The organism is Paenibacillus sp. P36, from assembly GCF_045866505.1.
Taxonomy (GTDB): Bacteria; Bacillota; Bacilli; order Paenibacillales; family NBRC-103111; genus Paenibacillus_E; species Paenibacillus_E chondroitinus.
Genome location: NZ_AP038372.1, coordinates 7,578,885 through 7,601,648 on the forward strand (window position 1 = coordinate 7,578,885; position 22,764 = coordinate 7,601,648).

Consider the following 22,764-nt stretch of genomic DNA (forward strand, 5'->3'; position numbering starts at 1 on the left):
ATGAAGGCTGTTATTATGGCTGGAGGCAAAGGCACGCGGCTTCGCCCCCTTACCTGCCATCTTCCCAAACCCATGGTGCCTCTCCTGGGAAGACCGTGCATGGCCTATATTATTGAGCTGCTGCACAAACACGGCATCCAGGACATTGCCGTCACGATGCAGTATAAACCTGAAGTGATTCGCGACTATTTTGGCGATGGAGAAGCATTTGACGTTAATCTCCACTATTTTGAAGAAATGAGTCCACTGGGTACAGCCGGAAGCGTCAAGCAGGCGCACGAGTTTCTCAACGATACCTTCGTCGTCATTAGCGGTGATGCCTTAACCGATTTCGATTTGGAACAGGCGCTCGCTTTTCACAAAGAAAAACAAGCCAAAGCTACGTTACTGCTGACCCGTGTCCCTCATCCGCTGGAATACGGTGTGGTCATGACCGATCAAAACGGCCTGATTACCCGCTTCTTGGAGAAACCAAGCTGGGGGGAAGTGTTCAGCGACACGGTGAATACCGGCATCTATATCATGGAGCCGGAGCTCCTGGAGCGCGTGCCGCCGGGTCAGGAATTTGATTTTAGTCAGCAGCTTTTTCCGGCATTGCTTCAAGAAAATAGAGGGCTCTACGGCTACGTCAGCAGCGGATACTGGATGGACATCGGCAACTTGCAGCAGTATCGGCAAACCCAGTTCGATATGCTCGATGGCAAGGTACAGCTCCATATCCACGGCACCCAAATCCAGCCTCGCGTCTACATCGCAGACGATGTAGAGACCAGTGAAACAGCCCGCGTCGTTGGACCTGCTTTTATCGGTAAAGGGAGTAAGCTTGAGGACGGGGTGGAGCTCGGAGAATACTGCATCGTCGGGGAAAATAATCGGCTTTCCAAGGGCAGCAAGCTCACGCGCAGCGTGCTATGGGACCATAACCACATCGCCCCCCATAACGAATTAGAAGGTTCTACGCTAACCAGCCGCATTGTTTGCAAAGAAGCCTCGTATCTCGGCGAAGGGTCGGTCGTTGGCAATCATGTCATTATTGGGGAAAAGAGCCGGATCGAGCCTCATGTGAAAATATGGCCCCATAAACAAATTCGCGATAAATCCCGCCTTCATACTTCTCATATATGGGGGGAGCATGCTGCCAAAACGCTATTTAAAACCCGCGGAGTCAGCGGCCTTCCAAATCTGGAGCTAACGCCCGAGATGACCGCCAAGTTCGGCACAGCCTACGGGGCAACTCTTGCTGCCGGCAAAACACTCACTGTAAGCTGCGCCCCGCATACCTTCACTCGTTTGCTCAAGCGTGCTTTGACGGCAAGCTTGCAATCCGTCGGCACGCATGTCATTGATTTGGGAGATTGCCTGGCTCCGGCAGCTTCGTTTGCCATTCGTCACTTGGGCGCCGCAGGTGGTATCCATCTGGATTGGTCCGGTAAAGAGAACGAAAGGTGCCTGCTGGCCTGCATGGATGCCGAAGGGCTGCCTATTACAAGATCCGCCGAGCGCAAAGTGGAAAACAGCTTTTGGCAAGAGGATTACGGACGGGCATCAATGGAACACCTCGGCAGCTATAAAGATGAAACACATTGGTTTCAGACCTACGTCCGTACGTTGTCTGATGAAATCGCAGATGAAGGAGAAACATTGCCCCTATCGAGAATGAAGATCGTCATTGAAGCCAGCCCTTGGCTGCAGCCTTATCTGGTGCCGTTTTTCGAGAAATTGGGACTGGAAGCGATCCATGTGACCACAGCAAATAATCAGGTACCACTTCCCCTGTTCACATCGCTAGCCGGGGCTAACTTAGGTTTGCGCATGTTGGACGACGGCCGCACCTTGCAGCTTGTGACAGAGAAGGGAGAGCTTGTCGATACGGATTTGCAAACCGTTTTCCTGTACCTGTGCTACCTGCACAGTCGACCAGGAGCAACCATTGGCGCTCCAGTCAGCGCGCCTGAGCTCCTGGAGAGCATGGCCGAGGGACTAGGCGCAACAATCATTCGCACCAAGGAATGGGAACGAGCCATTCTAGAAGCCACGGAGCAGGCGCGGATGCATCCTTTGTTCGACTCGCTTTTTGCCATCGGACTTGTCGTTCTTCATCTGGGGAGAACCGGTTTACCGCTGTCAGAGCTTCTATCTCTGATTCCGAGTTTCTATCTGCACCGCGAGCAAATCGATTGCCCATGGGACGCCAAGGGAGAAGTGATGCGGAGTATGATGAACAAGGCCAAGGACACGCCTGTTGATTTGGTGGACGGGATCAAATTTTATCATGAAAATGGTTGGATTTTGCTGCTGCCCGATAGTGAAGACCCTGTTTTTAGGCTTGTCGCCCAGTCTCAGAATCCGGCTCTTGCCGAAGAGCTTGTCCATTCGTACCGAGACCACATTCTAAATGTGTTGCAATAAGCATACTATATGACAGATATATCCATTAGCGGGTGATCCGAAGTCTTAAGATGAAGGGGAGAGCGGCGTGAATATGATTCCAAGTGTTTCCAGGCAGATCGCTTTTGTGCAGTATGACGATCAATCTTCCAGTATGACGGTTCAATATCATACCGGTTTCAAGGCATCTTATACGAATATTAATCAGGATGATTATCTGTTGATTCTGAGTTCTGTCAATCGATATGATTCTTTAATGAGGCTTACGGAGACCCGGTACATGGAAGGTCAACCTCCAATTAAGTAAAGCACATACAGGAGATCTCCCCCTTCTTGAAAGGAGGAGATTTTTCGTTTCCTAGGTGCGTATGCTACAATGTTGTCCGAATGGTTTATCCCATTTATTTCCCATTACGACCTAAGAAAAGGTGAGTCTGATTCCTACTCAAGCTTTCTCTGCCCATTCCAATGACAGGGACACACTCCACTTGTTGGTGCAGTCATCGGCTAATCTTTTTGCTTATTGGCAGCTCTCTTCGAGGAAAAAAAGGATGGTGCAGGATCACTTCGGAGCGGACTGGCTCCTGCTTCAGCCCACTCTGCGTTTTTATGAAACAACTGTCGAACAAGCCGTCAGCACTCATCTGTCAGATACGATTTCTGAACTCCCCCTTCCACAAGGAGAATGCTGCTTCCTGAACGGTTTTCTACCCGGCCGATTGTACTTCGCAGAACTCGGCATTAAGAATGAGCAGGGACAATTTCTCCCGCTTCTGCGTTCTAATACGATTCAGACTCCCCATATACATACGAAGCAAGAATTTCCTTCAAACGCTGCAACACTGGAAAACCAAGTTACCTACAGGCCTGCTGCCGTTTCCATTCAGCTTAAGGCTCCTATAGCTCATGAGTATTTCTCGGCCTACTCCGTGTACTTACCCAAGTGCACACCCCCAGCAGATTCGGAATTCGGAGGCGATCTCGATTGAGCTCAAACGTACACGGTTATGTTGCTTTGCTCCTGCATGCCCATATCCCTTACGTGCGTCATCATAAAGCGGAAATCACGTTAGAAGAACGTTGGTTTTTCGAAGCGGTTGTGGACAGCTATCTGCCTCTCATTGAAATGATGGATCGGCTGCTTGAGGAAAGCGTGCCCTTCGCGCTGACTTTATCCCTCTCTCCGCCGCTGCTTGCTATGCTGGAAGATACCGGCTTGCAGAAACTGCTTCGCAAGCATCTGGCCTCCCTCTGCGAGCTTTCCCAGCGCGAGGTGATTCGCCTATGGGGCCATGCCGACTTCGGCCCCACGGCCAGGCTCTACGCCGATCACTATCATCGGCTGCTTGCTCTGTACGATCGCCTGCGTGGCGATCTGATCGGGAAATTCCGCAGCCTGAGAAGCTCAGGCTGCTTAGAGTTAATAACGTGCGCCGCGACACATGCCTTCTTGCCCCTGGTCAAGAACGACGCCGCGCTGCGCGCGCAGCTTGAAGCCGCCGTCCAGGAATTCAGGCGGCATTTCGGATCCGCTCCAGCAGGCATCTGGCTGCCGGAGTGCGGCTACACGCCTGCCGTGGAGCCGCACTTGCAGGCGCTGGGGCTGCGCTATTTCGTTGTGGATGCCCATGCGTTTGCCGCGTCTGGGGCATCCACAAGCCATCCCCTGCGCACGCCAAATGGCGCGTGCGCCTACGCTCGGGACCTCGAAGCCGGCGCTCAAGTATGGAGCGCCGAAAGCGGTTACCCGAGCGCCCCCGACTATCGCGAGTATTACCGCGATATCGGCTTTGACCTCGGCCGCAGCGGCGGGGCCGAGTGGGAGTACTTGAAGCCCTATGTGCTGCCGGACGGCGCACGCATTCATACGGGCTTCAAGTACCACCGCGTCACCGGCAAAGGTGACGCCAAAGCGCCCTACCACCCGGCGCTCGCCGCGCAGAAAGCTCAGCAGCATGCTGAGCATTTCGTCGCCAGCCGGGTGGCGCAGCTTCGGCGCTGCGCGGAGCAGCAGCCGCAGCCGCCGGTCATCGTATGTCCATACGATGCCGAGCTGTTCGGGCACTGGTGGCACGAAGGCCACCAGTGGCTCGAGGCCGTGCTGCGCGGCCTTGCCGCTGCGCGCTGCGAGACGGCGACATTAGGCGGCTACGCAGCCGTCTATGCGCCGACCACGGCGGCCACGCTGCCGGAGTCCAGCTGGGGCCGTGGCGGCTTCGCCGAGGTCTGGCTGCAGCCGCGCAGCCAGTGGGTGCATCCGCTGCTGCACGCGGCGGAGGATCGCTTGGTGCTTGCGGCGTTTAAGCACCGGAAGCCAGAGCTGCTCAGCGGCCTGCAGGTTCGTGCGCTGAATCAAGCCGCGCGCGAGTTGATGCTCGCGCAAAGCAGCGATTGGACCTTCATCCTGGATGCGGAAACGGTAACCAGCTATGCTGTGAAACGAATCGAGACACATCTCGATTCTTTCCATAAATTATTAGATACAGTTGACGGTGATACGGGTGAAATAACAGACAAAGCGCTTTCCGAGCTTGTGCTGACCCTGGAGCGGCAAACGCCTTTTTTACCCGAGGCGCATTACCGTCTTTTTCAACCCGCTTCATCGATCAGCTTTTTCCCTGATGCCTCCGAGCGTTCATGCCATGTCCCTTCACAGCCGGATACGCTTAGGCCTCTACGCGTTCTGATGCTGGCCTGGGAATATCCGCCACGAGTTATCGGGGGTCTCGCCAGAGCCGTTCGTGATCTATCTGTTCAGCTTGCTGCGAGTGGTCTGGAGATCCATGTCGTCACATGCTTGGCTCCCGAATGCTCGTCCTACGAGCTGCTCGACGGCGTGCATATTCACCGTGTAGACGTATTTTCTTCCGCTGAACCCCTTCATTTCCTGGATTGGGTGTTTCAGATGAACCTGGCCTTCTCGGATACCGTCCAGCGCTTATCCGCTCAAGGACAACAATTCGATATCATTCATGCACATGATTGGCTCGTCTACTATGCCGCGAAAGAGTGCAAGATGGTCCTGCACCTCCCTCTGCTGGCCACGATTCACGCGACGGAGTCGGGACGCAATCTGGGCAAGCTGGATACGCCCGCGCAAAAGCGCATTCATGCCCTAGAAACTAAATTAGCGCACGAAGCCGATCACCTGGTGGTCTGCAGTCCTTATATGCTGCAAGAAGTTATGCACCTTTTTCATACTCCTTTTCATAAAATGACCCATATCCCTAATGGCGTTATGCCATTTCGGGTACCGGGTGCTCATGGTTCAGCGGTTAACCCGGAGCTTTCTCGCGTACTTTTGGTGCCGCATGGAGATGCTGCTCGTCCCATTATCGCTTTCCTCGGAAGGCTTGTTTATGAGAAAGGCGTGCACCTCCTCATTAGCGCCATGCAGCACGTTCACAAGGAGTATCCTATGGCTCAGTTGGTTATTGCCGGTACGGGACCGGAACTTGAAGCGCTCCAACTCTCGGCTGCCCCACTCGGCGACAGTGTCCATTTCACCGGTTTCCTGGACGAATGGGACAAAAGCCTGCTATTACACCATGCTGAACTTTGTGTATTCCCCAGCCTTTACGAGCCGTTCGGCCTTGTGGCCTTGGAAGCGATGGCCAGCGGTACACCGCTTATCGTTTCGGATACGGGAGGTCTGTCCGACATCGTAGATCATGGAATTAACGGATATAAGGTTCCTGCAGGTGATGCTGACCTGCTTGCTTGGCAAATTGTTCAGCTTTTACAAAATCCCGCTGCCGCTTCTGAACTTGCCGCTCAGGCTTTGGCCACAATTCACGACAACTTTGGATGGGAGCAGATCGGTGCCATCACAGTTACTTTGTACACGAAATTAATCGCTCACGAGCAGTCATCGGGTATAATCCCGCATCAAAAGGAAATAATCAAATAATATGGACATCTATGCCAAATGAAAGCGCACCCAGTTGAAATTTTCAGAATTTTTTCAAAGAATCATTGATTCCTTGGTAATTATTAGGTAACCTATTGGCAGGCCTTGTGCTCGCAGTGCTCGGTTTTGAACAGATTTTGCACTTGGTTGAACTTACTGAACAATCAAACAAAAGAGTGGGGAAGTGATTGTATTGCCTAGACATCTGGTCATCGGAAACGGAAAATTTCTTATTAATCTCGATCAGCATTCCTATATGCGAGATCTGTACTATCCTTTCGTAGGCCAGCTTAATCATATTGGCGGTTATCAGTGCCGTGTCGGTATTTGGGTGGATGGTGACTTTGCCTGGCTGAATTCCCCCGAGTGGCAGTTCCAGCTTGGTTATGTGGAAGATTCTCTTGTTACTGAAGTAAGAGCTACGCATCCTGGTCTTGGCATCACTTTACTCATGAATGACGGTGTTCATCAGCGAGAGGATATTTATATTAAACGGATCCAAATTACGAATCACAAACATACCGTTCGCGAAGTGAGGATGTTCTTCAATCAGGACTTGCTCATTAATGAAACCGAGGTCGGCGATACCGCTGCCTTCTATCCTTTGACGAATACGGTATTCCACTATAAAAAAGACAGATACTTCATGTTCAATGGCAGCACCGGAACCGAAGGCATTTATCAATACTCTACAGGTGTCAAAAGATTCTATAACGCGGAAGGCACATGGCGCGATGCGGAAGACGGGCATCTCATGGGCAACGCCATTGCGCAAGGGTCAGTCGATAGTACGATCTCCTTTCGAATGTTTGTGCCGCCAAATGCCGACCAAACACTCTTCTACTGGATGGGTGCAGGCAAAACGCTTGAGGAAGTCAAGAAGCTTGACGCCTACGTCAAAGACAGCCACCCCGGCAAGCTGCTCGATCGCGTAACGGTTTACTGGCAGCGGTGGGCGAATAAGATCGAAAGGGATTACGGAGATTTGAATCCCGATGTGCAGCGCCTTTTCAAACAAAGCTTGCTCCTTGTCAGGACGCAAACCGATGTGAACGGCGCGATTATCGCCGCGAACGATTCGGACATCATGCAGAGCAACCGCGATCATTACAGCTACATGTGGCCTCGGGATGGCGCCTTGATCGCTTACTCCATGTCCATGGCCGGCTACCAAGGGATGATTATTCCTTTCTTCAACTTCTGTGCGAATGTGCTGTCTCCTGAAGGTTACCTGCATCATAAATATAATCCGGACGGCACCGTAGGCTCCAGTTGGCATCCTTATATTCATTCCGGACGTGTCCAGCTCCCTATTCAAGAAGATGAAACAGCCCTTGTGCTCTTCGCTCTCTGGGCTGATTTCCAGAAAAATGGAAGCCTTGAGTTTGCCCAATCTCTCTATCGCAATTTAATTCGCAGAGCGGCCAGATTCATGTCCACTTATATCGATCAGGAATTGAACCTGCCGAAGCCGAGCTACGATCTATGGGAAGAGCGTTACGGGATCTATACCTTTACCGCCTCAGCGGTGTATGGCGGACTTATCGCAGCTTCCAACTTCAGCAACCTCTTCGGGGATGAAGAGCGCAGCAATCGCTATAAGCATACGGCGGAGAAAATTAAAGCCGGTATTCTCAAGCATCTTTGGGATGAAAATGAAGGCCGATTCGTTCGCGGTTTGTATATGGAGGACGGCGAATGGGTCAAAGATATGACGCTCGAAAGCTCGGTTTACGGAATATTTGAATTCGGCGTCCTGCCTGCCGATGATGAGCGTGTTGTCGGTACCATGAAAGCGAATAAAGAAGGTCTCAGAATTAAAACAAATGTCGGTGGCATTGCCCGCTATCATCATGATTATTACTTCCAACGTTCCACCGATATCGAGAATGTACCCGGAAATCCTTGGATCATCTGTACGCTCTGGATCGCTGAGTGGGAAATCGAATACGCCAAAACACTCGCTGATCTTGAAGCCCCTCGCCAGACGCTAGAATGGGTCGTCAAACACGCTATGGAAAGCGGCGTCCTGTCGGAGCAATTGGATCCTTTCTCAGGCGACCCGGTCTCCGTCGCTCCGCTTACCTGGTCGCATGCGACTTATGTGCTTGCCGTTGTGAAGTACTTGAACAAATACAAACAGCTTTCCAAACAATAATGTAACCGGAGCCGCCGTGTTAACACTTTTTCTGAATAAGTGCTAACCCGGCGGTTTTTTTGCTGCCCCCATTAACTTCGATTCAAACCTTTGCTTTGGACATAACGTGTAAAATGATGCACCGGTACTTTGCTTTGCAGCACGGCGACATGCTTGTGAGACCACGTATCATTGCGTGTATTCTCATTACGGCCCGCATAATAGGCACTCATCTGCTCATCATACTGATCAATCTGCACTAGCTGCTCCTCCCTGCTGGCCATATAGTGATTCTCAAAATAAACGGCCGGCACCGGCAGCCGCGGCTTAATGTCCGTGTGTTGGTCCGGCACGCCAATCGCCATGGCAAAAAGCGGCACGACGTACTTGGGCAGCTTAAGCATCGTATCTAGACGGGCGATGTCTTTGGCGATAGCGCCGATAATCACCACGCCAAGCCCCAATGACTCCGCAGCTAAGGCTGCATTCTGGGCAGCAAGCGCGGCATCGATTACGGCAATTTGGTACAGCGCCGAGCTCTCCAGCATTGACTCCATGTTCTTCGCTTCCTCTTCCGTCCCCCGCACCGTAACACGGTGAAGATCCGCACAGAAAATGAATAGGTGGCCGTTGGTAGCCACATAAGGCAATCCGGTAATAGCTCCCAGCTCCTCTTTCATTGCCGGTTCTGTAATCCCAATTAACGAATAGGACTGCATGAAATTGGACGATGACGCCATTTGCGCAGCCCGCACAATTTGCTCGATTTGCTCGCGAGGCACCTGTTCCTCTTTGAAACGTCGAATCGATCGGTGGTTCATCATTGTCGCCAGCACTTCATTCATTATTCCTTCACTCCTTTGGGTTTTGTGGGGATTAACCCCTTTTGAAGTATTGTTTCCTGGAAACCATATTATCGCAAGGGATTTGCATTGTCAATATTGTTTCCTGGAAACTTTATTTGCAGGAGCTTTTTTGTTATACTTATCCTGAATAGAGAGGCGGGTATGACCATGATCAATAAGCAAAAAGAGCCCTTTGTGCGCGAGATCATCGCTTCTTTTACGAAGCTGGCTCAGCGTGTTCAAGAAAATGATGACGAAGAGCATCAATGGCTTATTCAGCACTGCAGCAATCCAGCTCTCATTGACATCATTAAAGAGATGACCGTTATGATGCTGCACGTGCTGGATGCCGTCGGTAAGCTGGAACCGGTAAATGGCATTACCATCTCCAAAAGATTCGACATTCCGAAAGGCAGCGTCTCCAAAATCACGAAAAAGTTAATAACGCTCGGGCTTATTCAAACCGAATCACTGCCCGGCAATAAAAAAGAAATCATTTACCGCACCACTTCACTCGGCTTGGAACTCTTTCACCTGCACGCTCAGCTGGATCGCCATCTGGAAGAGCACACTTTCCGTGTCATGGACAAATACGACGCCGATCAGCTTCGTTTCGTCAGCACTTTCCTGCAGGATCTCATGCAGACTTCCTGGATTGAGCAAGAGCAGCCGCCTGCACCAATAAAAAAGCCGCAAGACCCTGTTAAGTAGTCTTGCGGCTTGACTTGCAGCTTGCAGCTTGCGGCTGGCTGTACCCTCAATCAAACGAATAACTCGACGCATACGTCTGCGCATCCCACAGCTGCTCCAGCTCCGATGGCTCGCTGCATGCTACTCTGAACAGCCACCCTTTATCATAGGGCGACTCAATCAGCATCATCACTGCCCGCTCCAGCAGCATATTAACAGCGATGACCTCGCCGGATAACGGCGCAAGCAAGTCATGCTCATTTTCGGCGGTCTCCAAGGAGCCGGCATAATCACCTTGCCCAAGTACAGCTCCACGTTCCGGAAGCTCGATGAATAACACCATCCCCCACGCAAGCAAGCCGATTTCCGTTAGGCCGACGACAGCCTCATTCCCTTCTATGCGTATCCAATAATGATCTCTTGTATATTGCAGATGCGTTGGTACGGTCACGTTCATTCTCCTTCATGAAGAAAAGCTCCCCTCGCCGCATTCGCATGCCAGCTAAGAGGAGCTTGTCTATGTAAAAAAAGCTTATTTTACGACAAGGTTTTTGTCGCCTGGTTTCCAGTTCATTGGGCACAATCCGCCGGATTGAAGCGCTTGAAGCACACGAAGTGTTTCTTCTACGCTGCGGCCTACATCGTTGTGGTTAACAACTTCGTATTTCAATTCGCCTTCTGGATCGATGATGAAAAGACCACGAAGTGCGATACCTTCTTCTTCGATAAGAACGCCGTAGTCACGTGCTACGGATTTCGTGATGTCAGCAGCAAGTGGGAATTCCAATTTGCCAAGACCGTTGTCGTTAACAGGTGTATTGATCCATGCTTTGTGTGTGTGGATGCTGTCGATGGAAACGCCAAGAATTTCAGTGTCCAATTCTTTGAATTGAGCAGCAGCATAGCTAAGCGCTGTAATTTCTGTCGGACATACGAATGTGAAGTCCAATGGGTAGAAGAACAATACTAACCATTTGCCTTTGTAGTCGGACAAAGATGCTTTGCCAAACCCTGTACCGTCACCTGTAGCTGTCTCCATTGTAAAATCAGGAGCTTGTTTACCAACTAAACGCTCTGCCATGTGTATAATTCCTCCTCAAATCTATCTTCTTCGTATAAAATGGTATCATCCGAATAGATGAAAGTCAATAATTAGACCACATACAACATAATAATTACTTTAAAATATGAAAGGTCTTTGAACACGTTTAATTCCGCTTCCTTTTCCATCCAAGTTGGCGCTGTGCTGCCTTCGTTTACCTATTTCCCCCATAGCCATAATAGGTTGACACCACCACTTTTTAAGCGCGTGGCCTAGACAGTCTCATTCTATGTTTACCCACTCATTTTCCCCAAGCATCACTAAAAAAAGAGCTTGCTCGCTGCAGCACAGATGCTTAGCGGACAAGCTCTTATTCTTATTTGCGCATAGCGTCTACAATCAGTTGGCCCATAGCCAATGTTCCGATTGCTTTGCTCTTATCGACAGCGATGTCGCCCGTGCGGTTGCCTGCATCAAGCACTTCTTTTACAGCGCGTTCGATGGAATCCGCTGCATCGTGGTAACCGAACGTCAAGCGGAACATCAAAGCAACGGATAGAATCGTTGCGATTGGGTTGGAGATACCTTGGCCTGCAATATCAGGCGCAGAACCGTGTACCGGCTCATACAAGCCGAAGCTGCCTTCGCCAAGCGATGCGGATGCCAGCATCCCGATAGAACCTGTCAGCATTGCAGCTTCGTCGCTCAGGATGTCGCCGAACATGTTCTCTGTCACGATGACGTCGAAGGAAGACGGACGGCGCAGCAATTGCATGGCACAGTTGTCTACAAGCACGTGCTCAAGCTCAACATCCGGATAGTCAACCGCAATACGGTTAACCGTTTCACGCCATAGGCGGGAAGTTTCCAGAACGTTTGCTTTGTCAACGGAAGCAAGCTTTTTGCGGCGTGTGCGGGCAATGTCAAACGCTTGACGAGCAATACGCTCGATTTCAGAAACGTTATACGCGCAAGTGTCTACAGCTTCTTGACCGTTTGCCGTTTCGCGACGGAATTTCTCACCGAAGTAGATACCGCCTGTCAATTCACGAACAACGATCAGATCCGTTCCTTCAAGTACTTCCGGCTTCAATGTGGAAGCTTCTTTCAAGCAGTCAAAAATGAAAGCCGGACGAATGTTAGAGAACAAACCAAGCGCTTTACGAATACCGAGAAGACCTGTTTCCGGACGCGTTTCTTTCGGGTTGTTATCCCATTTCGGTCCACCTACAGCACCTAGAAGAACAGCATCTGCGGATTGACAAACTTTCAATGTTTCTTCCGGAAGTGGTGTACCTGTTTGATCAATGGCAATTCCACCGAACAAAGCATGCTCTGTTTCAAATTGGTAGCCGAAAAGCTCTTCGGTACGTTTCAATACTTTTTCCGCTTCTGCAACGACTTCTGGACCAATGCCGTCTCCAGCGATTACAGCAATTTTTTTCACATCTGCCATGACTGTCATTCACTCCTTAAATTAGTAAAGCTGCTTGGTAAGCATCTCTATCGACTATATGATGCTCTCATTGTAACATAAGATAACCCTTTTCATTAGATATAAAATCTATTGCTTTAATAGGTTCCTCCTATAACCTTCTAAAACAGAAACTAAGCTCCTTCTAAAAATAAGGATATTGACACCTTTCTGAGTAGTAACTATAATAGTTACAACGGTGGTGAATGGTTTTGAAGCAAATCAGTACACGTTTTTCAATCGCTGTACATACACTTTCCCTGATTGCCGTAAGTTCGACCGAGGACTGTACAGGGGATTACATTGCGGGAAGTGTGAATACCAATCCTGTGGTCATCCGAAGAATTATGGGTTTGTTGAAAAAAGCAGGATTAGTGGAGGTACGCCCAGGAGTTGGGGGCGCTTCTCTGCTCAAAACACCGGAGGACATTACGCTTCTGGATATTTACCGGGCTGTACACGTCATTGAAGATAACCAATTATTCCGGTTTCACGAAGATCCCAATGAGGGGTGCCCCGTCGGGCGGAACATCGAATCCGTTCTTCAGTCGGAGTTAAGCGAGGCTCAATCCGCTATGGAACATAGGCTGGCACAGACGACTTTGAGTCAACTTACCATGAAGTTCAAATAAGTAGGAGCTCCATATAGCGAGCTTTTATTTTATATATAAGTTGTAACAGTTATTGTTATAACAAAAATGATTACAACAAAAAATTTTAGGAGGATTATAACATGAAAATTTTAGTCACAGGCGCGACAGGGAAATTGGGATCGAAAGTAGTAGAAACATTGTTGAAAACAGTACCGGCAAGTCAACTGGCTGTGAGTGTCCGTAATCCGGAGAAAGCCGAAGGCTTGCGTGCTCGCGGCGTAGATGTTCGCCTAGGGGATTTTGATCGTCCAGAAACCTTGCAAACTGCTTTTGCAGGGATCGATCGCTTATTAATCATCTCCGCGGATGGAGATACGGAAACAAGAATTCGTCAGCACACCAATGCTGTAGCTGCTGCAGAGCATGCTGGCGTTACATTTATTGCCTATACGAGCATAGCTAATGCAAGTGACAGCACCAATTTCCTGGCTCCGGTGCATCGTACAACAGAAGAAGCCATCGTCAAAACCGGCATTCCTTATACCTTCCTGCGCAACAACTGGTACCTGGAGAATGAACTGTCGAGTATTCAAGGCGTGGTGGCTGGAGCTCCGTGGGTGACCTCTGCCGGCTCTGGCAAGGTGGGTTGGGCACGGCAGCAAGAATACGCGGAGGCGGCAGCGGCTGTGTTAGTTGGAAATGGACACGAGAATAAAATATATGAGCTTTCAGGTCAACTGCACACGCAAGATGAGCTCACGTCCGCTCTTGGTGAGGTGCTAGGCAAGGAAGTTCCTGTACAGCAGGTCGATGATGCCACTTATGCGGATATTTTGAAAAGCGTAGGGGTACCCGACTTCGTCGTCCCTATCCTTGTAGGTATTCAACAAGGTATCCGGGAAGGTACGCTTGAGATTGAAAGCGATGATTTCGAGAAGCTGCTGGGCCGCCCGGCAACGCCAATTCGCGAAGCACTGGCACAGATCGTGAAGTCGAATTAATTTTCGCCCTTATAGATATATAACAAAAGGACTATCTCAAAAGTAGAAACATCTACTCTCGGGATAGTCCATTCTTTTTATACGCTTTGAAGGTAAGATTCCATGGCTTTCGCCAGTTTTTGCATACCAAGAATCGTGTTCTCACGATCTGTGTGCGTGTAGTTCAAGCGCATCGTATTGTACTGTGGGTTCTCCGCATAAAATGTGGACCCCGGAACAAAAGCTACGCCTTCTTTTACCGCTATTTTCAGCAGATCTTCTGCGCGAATACCTGGTGGAAGTTCCACCCAGATGAACATGCCGCCCTTCGGTTCTTCCCACTTCAGACCCGGCCAATTCAACTCTTTCAATAGACCCGACATGAACTTCATCCGATCCAAATATTGCTCACGAATCAGAGAAATGTGCGCGTCAAGATCAAAATGCTCAAGCAGATGATACAGGGTTTGCTGATCAATCGTACTGGAGTGCAAATCCGCCGACTGTTTGAAGCGAGCGATTTGACGAATGAGCGTCTCATCTCCCATCACCCAGCCTGTCCGGAAAGCAGGCGCTACCGTTTTGGAGAAAGTGCTCGTGTACACCACATTACCACCCTCGGCTTTACCGCCAAGCGAGAAAATGGATGGATACGTTTCATTCTCATCAAATTGAATTTCACCATAAGGGTCATCTTCAAGAATCAGGACATCCGCTTCGCGGCAAATGTTCAGCAATCCTTGACGACGCTCTAAGCTCCACGCACGGCCTGCGGGATTCGAAAATGTCGGAATGACATAAACCAGCTTCGGATTATGCTCAGCCACCTTGGCAGCCAAATCCTCAAGAATCATGCCGTCGTTATCGCTATCAACGGAGTAAATTTTCGCGCCTTTGGCTTGAAAAACTTGAATCGCCGCCAAGTAAGTCGGTCTTTCAACCAAGATGATATCGCCTTCATCAATGTATACGCGCGTCAACAAATCAATCGCTTGCTGAGAACCTGTCGTTAGCAGCATCTCGTCTGGTGTGACGTGCATGTTTTTGGCAGCCATACGTTTGCATAAGGATTCGCGCAGCGGCTTGTACCCTTCGGTTAATCCGTACTGCAGCGCTGATTTCCCTCCGCCAACAACTCGTTTAAACGCATCGCTTACCGCGTCCAATGGGAAAAACTCTTCCGCTGGCAATCCGCCGGCAAAAGAAATAATTGAGCTGCCTTGTGTCAGCTTCAGAATTTCTCTTACCGCCGAGGATGAGAAACCTTCTAGCGATTTGGAAAATCGATATTTCATAATGGACGCATCCTTTCGCATTTGTAGAAAGCACCCCTCCTCTAGCTTGGAGGTGAGGTGCTTATCTAGTAGTCCCGTGGACTTAGGGTTATTAAATCAACGTAACGTTGCTTCTATTGCTTGTTGGGGTTTTGCGTTTATCAATAAGTCTGTTCACAGCGTCCAGGTAAGCCTTGGCGCTTGCTTCCAGAATATCTGTCGAGATGCCGCGTCCTTGAACGGACACATCGTTCTGCTTCAGAACGACATGCACTTCCCCGAGCGCATCTTTCCCGTGAGAGACAGACTTGATGGAGTAGTCATCCAGCTCGACTTCTTCCTTCGTCGCTTTGTCAATGGCGTTGTAGATCGCATCAACAGAACCGTTACCCACAGCGCTTTCCGTCACTTCGCCGCCGTCTTGGAAACGAACGTGCACGGTCGCTGTCGGTGTCATTTGATTGCCATAGGCCACTTGAAGCGTGCCAAGCGCAAAAACTTCCGGCGTTTCGATCAGCTTCTCTTCGATCAGCGCACGGATATCTTCGTCTTCCACCTGCTTCTTGCGGTCGGCCAAATCCTTGAACTTGCCGAACGCCACGTTCACTTGCTCGTCTGCGAGGTCGTAGCCGAGGTCGATCAGCTTCTCACGGAACGCATGGCGTCCGGAGTGTTTGCCCATCACGAGCTTACTCTCCTTGACCCCAATGGTCTCCGGGGAAATAATCTCGTAGGTCGTTTTCTCTTTGAGCATCCCATCCTGATGGATGCCGGACTCATGAGCGAACGCGTTAGCGCCGACGATCGCTTTGTTGCCTGGCACCACCATGCCGGTCAGCTTGCTGACCAAACGGCTGGTGCGGTAGATCTCGTTCAACACAAGCGATGTTTTCGCTTGGTAGAAGTCCTGGCGTGTTTCCAGCGCCAGCACAACTTCCTCGATCGAGGTGTTCCCTGCTCGCTCGCCAATGCCGTTGATGGTGCCTTCGATTTGATCGGCACCATTCAGAACCGCCGCTAGCGCGTTAGCTGTCGCCATGCCAAGATCGTCATGGCAGTGCGCGCTCAGCTGGATTTTCTCAATGCCTGGGACCGTGTCCTTCAGCATTTTGAAAATATTCCCGTAGTCGTACGGTGTCATATAACCGACTGTATCGGGAATATTCACGACCGAAGCGCCGGCGCGGATCGCCATTGCCGTTACTTCTGCGATGAAATCAAGCTCCGTACGTCCGGCATCCTCGAGTGAAAACTCGATTTTGCTGAAATACTTCTTCGCATATTTAATCGCAGCTTCCGCTGTCTCCAGCACTTGGTGCTTCTCCATCTTCAGCTTATGCTTCCGATGGATCGGGGACGTCGCCAGGAACAAATGAATGCATGGGTCTTGAGCGCCCTGCAGCGCTTCACGGACAGCCTCGATGTCCGTCTCCTTCGAGCGGGACAGACCGATTACTGAGGCGTTCTTAATCGCTCTAGCTACGGCATTAACGCCTGCCAAGTCACCAGGTGATGCAGCCGGGAAGCCGGCCTCCATCCGATCGACACCCAGCTTCTCTAGTTGAAGCGCGATTTCGACCTTCTCCTGTGTGTTCAGGTTCACGCCTGGCGATTGTTCTCCGTCTCTGAGCGTTGTATCAAAGATGTAGATTTTGCGCACCATGGTCACCTCCTAAAAGATTTCTAGTAAATGAGTTAAAACCTAATTCAAACTGCTGACCGTTGCGATCTTCAGTATTTGTCTCCGATCGTTTCTTGAAAACCTGTCCCCTGATTGGAATGAAACAAAGGTCGGGACATGTTTTCAAATACGAACGCTTCGCTTCTCCGACAAACACTGAGCTCTCCACTGAGCATTTCGAAGAAGGCTTTAAAAATTTACGCCTAAATTTTTACTCGTCTACATAGTATTCACAGGGAGTGACTGGGAAATTCTCCGCAATCACTCCCTGTGGGATGAATAACTATATGATTTAATAAGGCATTACATTACTTTTTGATCCAGTGCATCATTTCGCGCAATTGAGCACCCGTAACTTCGATTGGGTGTTGAGCTTCGTTGCGGCGAGTCGCGTTCATGAACGCGAAGTTGGATTGGTTCTCCAAGATGAAGTCGCGAGCGAATTTACCTTGTTGGATGTCAGCAAGAACAGCTTTCATCTCTTTTTTCGTTTCAGCTGTGATGATGCGAGGTCCTGTTACATAGTCACCATACTCCGCTGTGTTGGAGATGGAGCTGCGCATGGAGGAGATTCCGCCTTCATACATCATGTCAACGATCAATTTCAATTCGTGCAAGCACTCGAAGTAAGCCATTTCTGGAGCATAACCAGCTTCAACCAATGTTTCAAAACCTGCTTTAACCAGTTCAGAAGCACCGCCACAAAGAACTGCTTGCTCACCGAACAGATCCGTTTCTGTTTCTTCACGGAAGGAAGTTTCGATAACCCCTGCGCGAGTACAGCCAATACCTTTTGCATAAGCAAGTCCGATTGCTTTTGCGTTGCCTGTAGCGTCTTTCTCGATCGCGATCAGACCAGGAACGCCGAAGCCTTCAACATAAGTACGACGTACCATGTGACCTGGGGATTTAGGAGCAACCAAGAATACATCTGTACCTTCTGGAGCAACGATTTGGCCAAAATGGATGTTGAACCCGTGGGAGAACATCAAAGCTGCGCCTTTTTTCATGTTCGGTTGAATGGACTCACGGTATACGCGAGCTTGCGTTTCATCCGGCATCAAGATTTGAATAACATCAGCGCGTGCTGCTGCTTCTTCAACGGATACAACTTCGAAACCGTCATTTTTTGCTGCGTTCCAGGAACGGCCTTCACGAAGACCAATAATTACGTTCAAACCGCTGTCACGCAAGTTTTGTGCTTGAGCGTGCCCTTGGGAACCATAACCAACAACTGCAATCGTTTTACCTTTAAGTACCGCTAAGTCTGCATCTTTTTCATAGTAAGTAGTAACTGCCATTTCGTATAAATCCTCCTTTGATATGATGAATCCGTATTGTCTACCCCTTGAGTGGGTGTTTCAACGATTAACTCTGAACAACTAGCCTTTTAAAGCGCTAAAGAGTCCATCGCTCAAAGCCCCACTCAAGGAGGCTTTCCCTACTTTTTCATATTGTTGACTATTATTTTATTTAACTGAGCCCCGAATCATCGCCGTTGCTCCCGTACGGGAGAGCTCACGGATGCCGTATGGACGAAGCAATTCTACCATAGCATCTATTTTATCTGAATCTCCGACAACTTGCACGATAATTGAAGATGGACCGATATCGACAACCGCGGCACGGAATGTTTCGACAATTCCGAGTATTTCTGGACGCATGATAGGTTCAGCATTTACTTTAATAAGTGCTAATTCTCTAGCGACCATCGGGTTGGAGCTGAGGTCGATGACTTTAATGACATCAATCAGCTTGTACAGCTGCTTGGAAATTTGCTCCAAAGTGCTGTCATCCCCCGTTGTTACAATAACCATTCGGGAAAGTCCGAGTTCTTCGGACTCCCCTACAGTAATGCTTTCGATATTAAAGCCTCTGCGTCCGAACAAACCGGATACTCGCTGCAGAACACCAGGCTGATTGTTTACGAGTACGGAAACTGTATGTTTAGTTGTCGTCATCATTCCGAATCCCCCATTAACATGTCGCTAATTGTATCGCCCGCTTTAACCATCGGGAACACGTTCTCTCCTTTTGGTACGACGAAATCAATCAAGACCGGTCCAGGTGTATCAAGCGCTTCCTGCCAAGCTTTTCTTGCTTCTGCCTTCGTCGTGGCACGCAGGCCTTTCACGCCGTAAGCTTCGGCCAGCTTCACGAAGTCAGGGCTGCCGGCCAAATCAATATGGCTGTAGCGGTTGTCATAGATGATTTCCTGCCATTGACGAACCATGCCAAGTACTTGGTTATTCAAAATAACAATTTTCACCGGAATGTTGTGAATTGCACAGATCGCAAGCTCTTGCGCGCACATTTGAACGCCGCCGTCGCCATTGATGGATACAACCAGCTTATCCGGGTTCCCCATTTGCGCACCAATTGCGGATGGGAATCCAAAGCCCATCGTACCAAGTCCACCGGACGTTACCAGGGAGCGAGGGTTTTTGAATTTGTAGAATTGAGCAGCCCACATTTGGTGCTGACCTACGTCAGTTGTAACAATTGCTTCACCGTTTGTCGTTTCGCTGATCATTTCAACCACATATTGTGGCTTCAATTCGGTTTCTGTATCACCGTATTTAAGCGGGAACTTCTCTTTGTTCGCTTGAACTTCAGCAATCCAAGCTTCGCTTTTCGCAGGCTTCGCTTTAAGATTCGCTAAAGCAAGAACAGCTTTCACATCGCCAACACACGGGATATCTGTTTTAACGTTCTTGCCGATTTCCGCAGGATCCACATCGATATGTGCGATTGTTTTCACCTTTGGTGCAAAACCGTCCAAGTTCATTGTCACACGGTCATCGAATCTCGAACCGATGGAAATCAGGAGGTCCGCATTCTGAATGGCTGTGTTCGCCGTGTACGTTCCGTGCATCCCCGGCATTCCGAGCCATAGCTCGTGGGCACTTGGGAATCCGCTGAGTCCAAGCAGCGTAGTCGCTACCGGAATTTGCGTAGCATTCACGAACTCGATCAGCTCTTTGGAAGCGTCTGAGTAGACAACGCCGCCACCTGCGATAATCACTGGACGTTCAGCTTCTTCAATCGCTTTGAGCAACTTGTCAACTTGCAGCTTGTTAGGCTGAACAGTCGGGTTATAGCCGCGGATGTTTACTTCATTTACCGGCTTAAATATCGTTTTATGAGCGGAGACATCCTTTGGTATGTCAATGAGAACCGGACCTTTACGACCTGAGTTCGCAATATGGAACGCTTCATGAATGATGCGCGGCAGATCTTCTACATCACGAACCAAGTAGCTGTGTTTCGTAATCGGCATTGTAATCCCCGTAATATCTGCCTCTTGGAAAGCATCCGTACCGATAAAGTTCGTTGCAACGTTCCCTGTAATAACAACGAGCGGAACAGAATCCATATAGGCGGTAGCTATCCCAGTGACGAGATTCGTAGCCCCCGGTCCTGATGTAGCGATACATACGCCAACCTTGCCTGTGGAACGTGCATATCCATCGGCAGCGTGAATGGCTCCTTGCTCATGTCTTGTCAGTAGGTGGTTAAAATCGGAAAAGCCATGCATCGCATCGTAGATGTACAGAACAGCGCCGCCCGGATATCCAAAGACGCAATCCACACCCTCCAGCAATAAGCTTCTTAGCAAAATCTCAGATCCTGTGATCAGATCCGGCTTCATCAGCTTGTCAATCAGTTCTTCTTTTGACCTCTTTGGTTCAGTTTGAACATTCATTGTGATCCTCCTCTCAAAAAGTAAGTCCATGTTATACTTCGAGCTTTCTTAGACAATAAGAAAAACCCCTGTTCATCCCGTACACGTACGTAACGTGTTAAACGGGACGAAAGGGGTTTAAGCTTCCGTGGTACCACCCAAATTTGCTACATGCCTCACAGCATACAGCCTTAGCAGGTATGTTCGCATAGAACAATACCCTCAGCACGATAACGTGTGCTTTTCCGATTCTCCCTAGTGCTTACAGACAATGCCGTAAGTCTTCAGGAAAACAGCTCCGAGGTGACTTCGTACGTAAGGGATTAAGGCGATGGTTTCAGCAAGTCCAACGCTCTCTGCGCATAAGTGCCCTTATGACTTCTTCCTCTTCATAGCCGATTTATTCGTGAACACCATCCGTTAAGATGATATTAGAGATTATTATATGCATCCCCGGAGCATTAGTCAATAGCATATCGAATAAAACAAACGAAAGTGAGGGAATATACTACCAATTCAGGAAATGAGGGCTTCGCTGATGACATCTTCTCTGAAACCCGCTCTCCCTTTATCGACCGATTTGCATACGAACATCTCGAGACTGAGAGAAGCGCTTGGCGATTCTCCGGACATCATTATTCGCTTGCTCGATATGCAGGTTACACAGGATCACCTCTCTATTGCTTTACTCTACATAGATGGGCTTGTCCAATCAGAATCTATCCATAAGCACCTCATTGAGCCCTTATTAAATGTTCAAGCAACTGAGCAAACAAGCGAGCAATATTGCGGCGTTCTCGAAATCCTGCAGCAAACCATTTCCGTTGGCGAGCTTTATGAAGCCAAATATGATAATGAGCTGCTAAATGCTATTTTAGAGGGCAGCACTGTTATTTTAGTCGATGGATTCGATGAGGCTTTTTTCGCCTGCACGAACGGCTGGGAGAAACGAGCGATCGAAGAACCGCAATCGCAAACCGTGATTCGGGGACCGAAGGAAAGCTTCACGGAGGATATTCGAACAAACTTGACTCTGCTCCGCAGAAAAATCAAGTCAGCTGATCTTCGCTTTGAAAGTATGAAGATTGGACGTTACACCCGGACGGAGATCATCTTGGCCTATCTGGATGGTGTCTCCAACGAGAAAGTGCTGAGTGAAGCACGCAGACGGCTTAAACTTATTGATACGGACAGTATTCTGGAGAGCGCGTATATTGAGGAATTTATCGAGGATAAGGGCTATACGCCTTTTCCCACCATGTTAAACACCGAAAGACCCGACACTGCAGCAGCCGGTTTGCTTGAAGGACAAATCATCATTATGGTCGATGGAACACCCTTCGCTTTAGTGGCTCCCGTGACGTTCTTTAAGTTCCTGCAATCCAGTGAGGACTACTACCAACGATATGATATCGCATCCTTCGTGCGCCTGATCCGCTACGCATCTTTTTTCGTCTCTATGCTGCTACCGTCTCTCTATATCGCGATTACCACGTTCCATCAGGAGATGCTGCCCACAACACTGCTCATCAGCCTCGCTGCTCAGCGGGAAGGTGTGCCTTTCCCAGCGCTTGTGGAAGCGTTCCTGATGGAGATCACGTTCGAGGTACTGCGGGAGGCAGGTGTGAGGATGCCCCGCGTTGTCGGGCCCGCGATCTCCATTGTAGGCGCGCTTGTCCTCGGACAAGCTGCTGTACAAGCCGGCCTCGTATCCGCAGCGATGGTCATCGTCGTGTCATTTACAGCCATCTCCAACTTTGTCACGCCCGCGATTAACTTGGCTGTAGCAGCACGACTCATCCGCTTCATGCTTATGCTGCTAGCTGGTTTACTCGGACTGTTCGGCATTTTATTCGGCTGTATGTTCATTCTTATTCACATGTGTTCACTTAAATCATTCGGCCTTCCTTATATGGCGCCGATTTCTCCGTTTATTCCGTCCAATGTGAAAGATATCTTCATTCGTCTTCCATGGTGGAAGTTAATCACAAGGCCGTTGGTTCTGACCAAGAACGTGTATAGACAGCGTCCAACAGCAAAAAATCCAAAGAAAAAATAACTGCGC

Annotated in this window: 18 protein-coding genes; 9 read left to right on the forward strand and 9 right to left on the reverse strand. The window is 49.5% G+C overall.

Annotated elements, in window-relative coordinates; translation table 11 throughout:
• From ACKTT9_RS33230 to ACKTT9_RS33250, 5 genes are all read left to right on the forward strand, one after another.
• On the forward strand, positions 1-2,409 hold the full coding sequence (locus ACKTT9_RS33230) for a sugar phosphate nucleotidyltransferase (protein ID WP_407869362.1): 2,409 nt from the start codon (positions 1-3) through the stop codon (positions 2,407-2,409).
• A 73-nt stretch (positions 2,410-2,482) separates the two neighbouring features.
• Positions 2,483-2,695, forward strand: coding sequence for a hypothetical protein (locus ACKTT9_RS33235; protein WP_246069161.1), 213 nt, complete (start codon positions 2,483-2,485; stop codon positions 2,693-2,695).
• 121 nt (positions 2,696-2,816) lie between these two features.
• Positions 2,817-3,377 (forward strand): DUF4912 domain-containing protein, encoded by a 561-nt coding sequence (locus tag ACKTT9_RS33240; RefSeq protein ID WP_407869363.1) that lies wholly within the window; start codon positions 2,817-2,819, stop codon positions 3,375-3,377.
• Positions 3,374-6,298 carry a 1,4-alpha-glucan branching protein domain-containing protein gene (locus ACKTT9_RS33245; RefSeq protein WP_407869364.1) on the forward strand — a complete coding sequence of 975 codons (2,925 nt, stop codon included), beginning with the start codon at positions 3,374-3,376 and terminating at the stop codon, positions 6,296-6,298. Before ACKTT9_RS33240 ends, ACKTT9_RS33245 begins: the two co-directional genes overlap by 4 nt.
• A gap of 193 nt (positions 6,299-6,491) precedes the next feature.
• A complete protein-coding gene (locus ACKTT9_RS33250) occupies positions 6,492-8,456 on the forward strand; it encodes a glycoside hydrolase family 15 protein (RefSeq protein WP_407869365.1) in 1,965 nt (654 codons plus the stop codon).
• A gap of 71 nt (positions 8,457-8,527) precedes the next feature.
• Here ACKTT9_RS33250 and ACKTT9_RS33255 read toward each other — a convergent pair whose 3' ends face one another.
• Positions 8,528-9,280, reverse strand: coding sequence for a nitroreductase family protein (locus ACKTT9_RS33255; protein ID WP_407869366.1), 753 nt, complete (start codon positions 9,278-9,280; stop codon positions 8,528-8,530).
• A gap of 168 nt (positions 9,281-9,448) precedes the next feature.
• On the opposite strand from ACKTT9_RS33255, the gene ACKTT9_RS33260 reads away from it, so the two are divergent.
• Positions 9,449-9,991, forward strand: coding sequence for a MarR family winged helix-turn-helix transcriptional regulator (locus tag ACKTT9_RS33260; protein WP_407869367.1), 543 nt, complete (start codon positions 9,449-9,451; stop codon positions 9,989-9,991).
• Between the two features lie 46 nt (positions 9,992-10,037).
• On the opposite strand, the gene ACKTT9_RS33265 is transcribed toward ACKTT9_RS33260, so the two are convergent.
• The 3 genes from ACKTT9_RS33265 to leuB all read right to left on the reverse strand — a co-directional run bounded on the left by ACKTT9_RS33265 (position 10,038) and on the right by leuB (position 12,468).
• Positions 10,038-10,421 carry a glycine cleavage system protein H gene (locus ACKTT9_RS33265; protein ID WP_407869368.1) on the reverse strand — a complete coding sequence of 128 codons (384 nt, stop codon included), beginning with the start codon at positions 10,419-10,421 and terminating at the stop codon, positions 10,038-10,040.
• Between the two features lie 81 nt (positions 10,422-10,502).
• Complete coding sequence (locus tag ACKTT9_RS33270; RefSeq protein WP_157318017.1) at positions 10,503-11,051, reverse strand: peroxiredoxin; 549 nt, start codon at positions 11,049-11,051, stop codon at positions 10,503-10,505.
• Between the two features lie 337 nt (positions 11,052-11,388).
• Complete coding sequence (leuB, locus tag ACKTT9_RS33275) at positions 11,389-12,468, reverse strand: 3-isopropylmalate dehydrogenase (RefSeq protein ID WP_127455529.1); 1,080 nt, start codon at positions 12,466-12,468, stop codon at positions 11,389-11,391.
• A 230-nt stretch (positions 12,469-12,698) separates the two neighbouring features.
• Here leuB and ACKTT9_RS33280 point away from each other — a divergent pair, with 230 nt between their 5' ends.
• Positions 12,699-13,118, forward strand: a complete 420-nt coding sequence (locus ACKTT9_RS33280) for an Rrf2 family transcriptional regulator (protein WP_407869369.1) — start codon at positions 12,699-12,701, stop codon at positions 13,116-13,118.
• A gap of 101 nt (positions 13,119-13,219) precedes the next feature.
• Entirely contained in the window at positions 13,220-14,080 is an 861-nt protein-coding gene (locus ACKTT9_RS33285) for an SDR family oxidoreductase (RefSeq protein ID WP_407869370.1), read from the forward strand.
• A 77-nt stretch (positions 14,081-14,157) separates the two neighbouring features.
• On the opposite strand, the gene ACKTT9_RS33290 is transcribed toward ACKTT9_RS33285, so the two are convergent.
• The 5 genes from ACKTT9_RS33290 to ilvB form a co-directional block, all read right to left on the reverse strand.
• The gene (locus tag ACKTT9_RS33290) at positions 14,158-15,354 is read right to left on the reverse strand and encodes a PLP-dependent aminotransferase family protein (protein ID WP_407869371.1); all 1,197 of its coding nucleotides are present in this window, start codon (positions 15,352-15,354) and stop codon (positions 14,158-14,160) included.
• Between the two features lie 91 nt (positions 15,355-15,445).
• Positions 15,446-16,993 carry a 2-isopropylmalate synthase gene (locus ACKTT9_RS33295; protein ID WP_407873165.1) on the reverse strand — a complete coding sequence of 516 codons (1,548 nt, stop codon included), beginning with the start codon at positions 16,991-16,993 and terminating at the stop codon, positions 15,446-15,448.
• Positions 16,994-17,322: 329 nt separating this feature from the next.
• On the reverse strand, positions 17,323-18,315 hold the full coding sequence (ilvC, locus tag ACKTT9_RS33300) for a ketol-acid reductoisomerase (RefSeq protein WP_127455524.1): 993 nt from the start codon (positions 18,313-18,315) through the stop codon (positions 17,323-17,325).
• 168 nt (positions 18,316-18,483) lie between these two features.
• On the reverse strand, positions 18,484-18,975 hold the full coding sequence (gene ilvN / locus ACKTT9_RS33305) for an acetolactate synthase small subunit (protein WP_127455556.1): 492 nt from the start codon (positions 18,973-18,975) through the stop codon (positions 18,484-18,486).
• Positions 18,975-20,720 (reverse strand): biosynthetic-type acetolactate synthase large subunit, encoded by a 1,746-nt coding sequence (gene ilvB / locus ACKTT9_RS33310; RefSeq protein ID WP_407869372.1) that lies wholly within the window; start codon positions 20,718-20,720, stop codon positions 18,975-18,977. Before ilvB ends, ilvN begins: the two co-directional genes overlap by 1 nt.
• A gap of 517 nt (positions 20,721-21,237) precedes the next feature.
• Here ilvB and ACKTT9_RS33315 point away from each other — a divergent pair.
• Entirely contained in the window at positions 21,238-22,758 is a 1,521-nt protein-coding gene (locus ACKTT9_RS33315; RefSeq protein WP_407869373.1) for a spore germination protein, read from the forward strand.
• Positions 22,759-22,764: the final 6 nt, after the last annotated feature.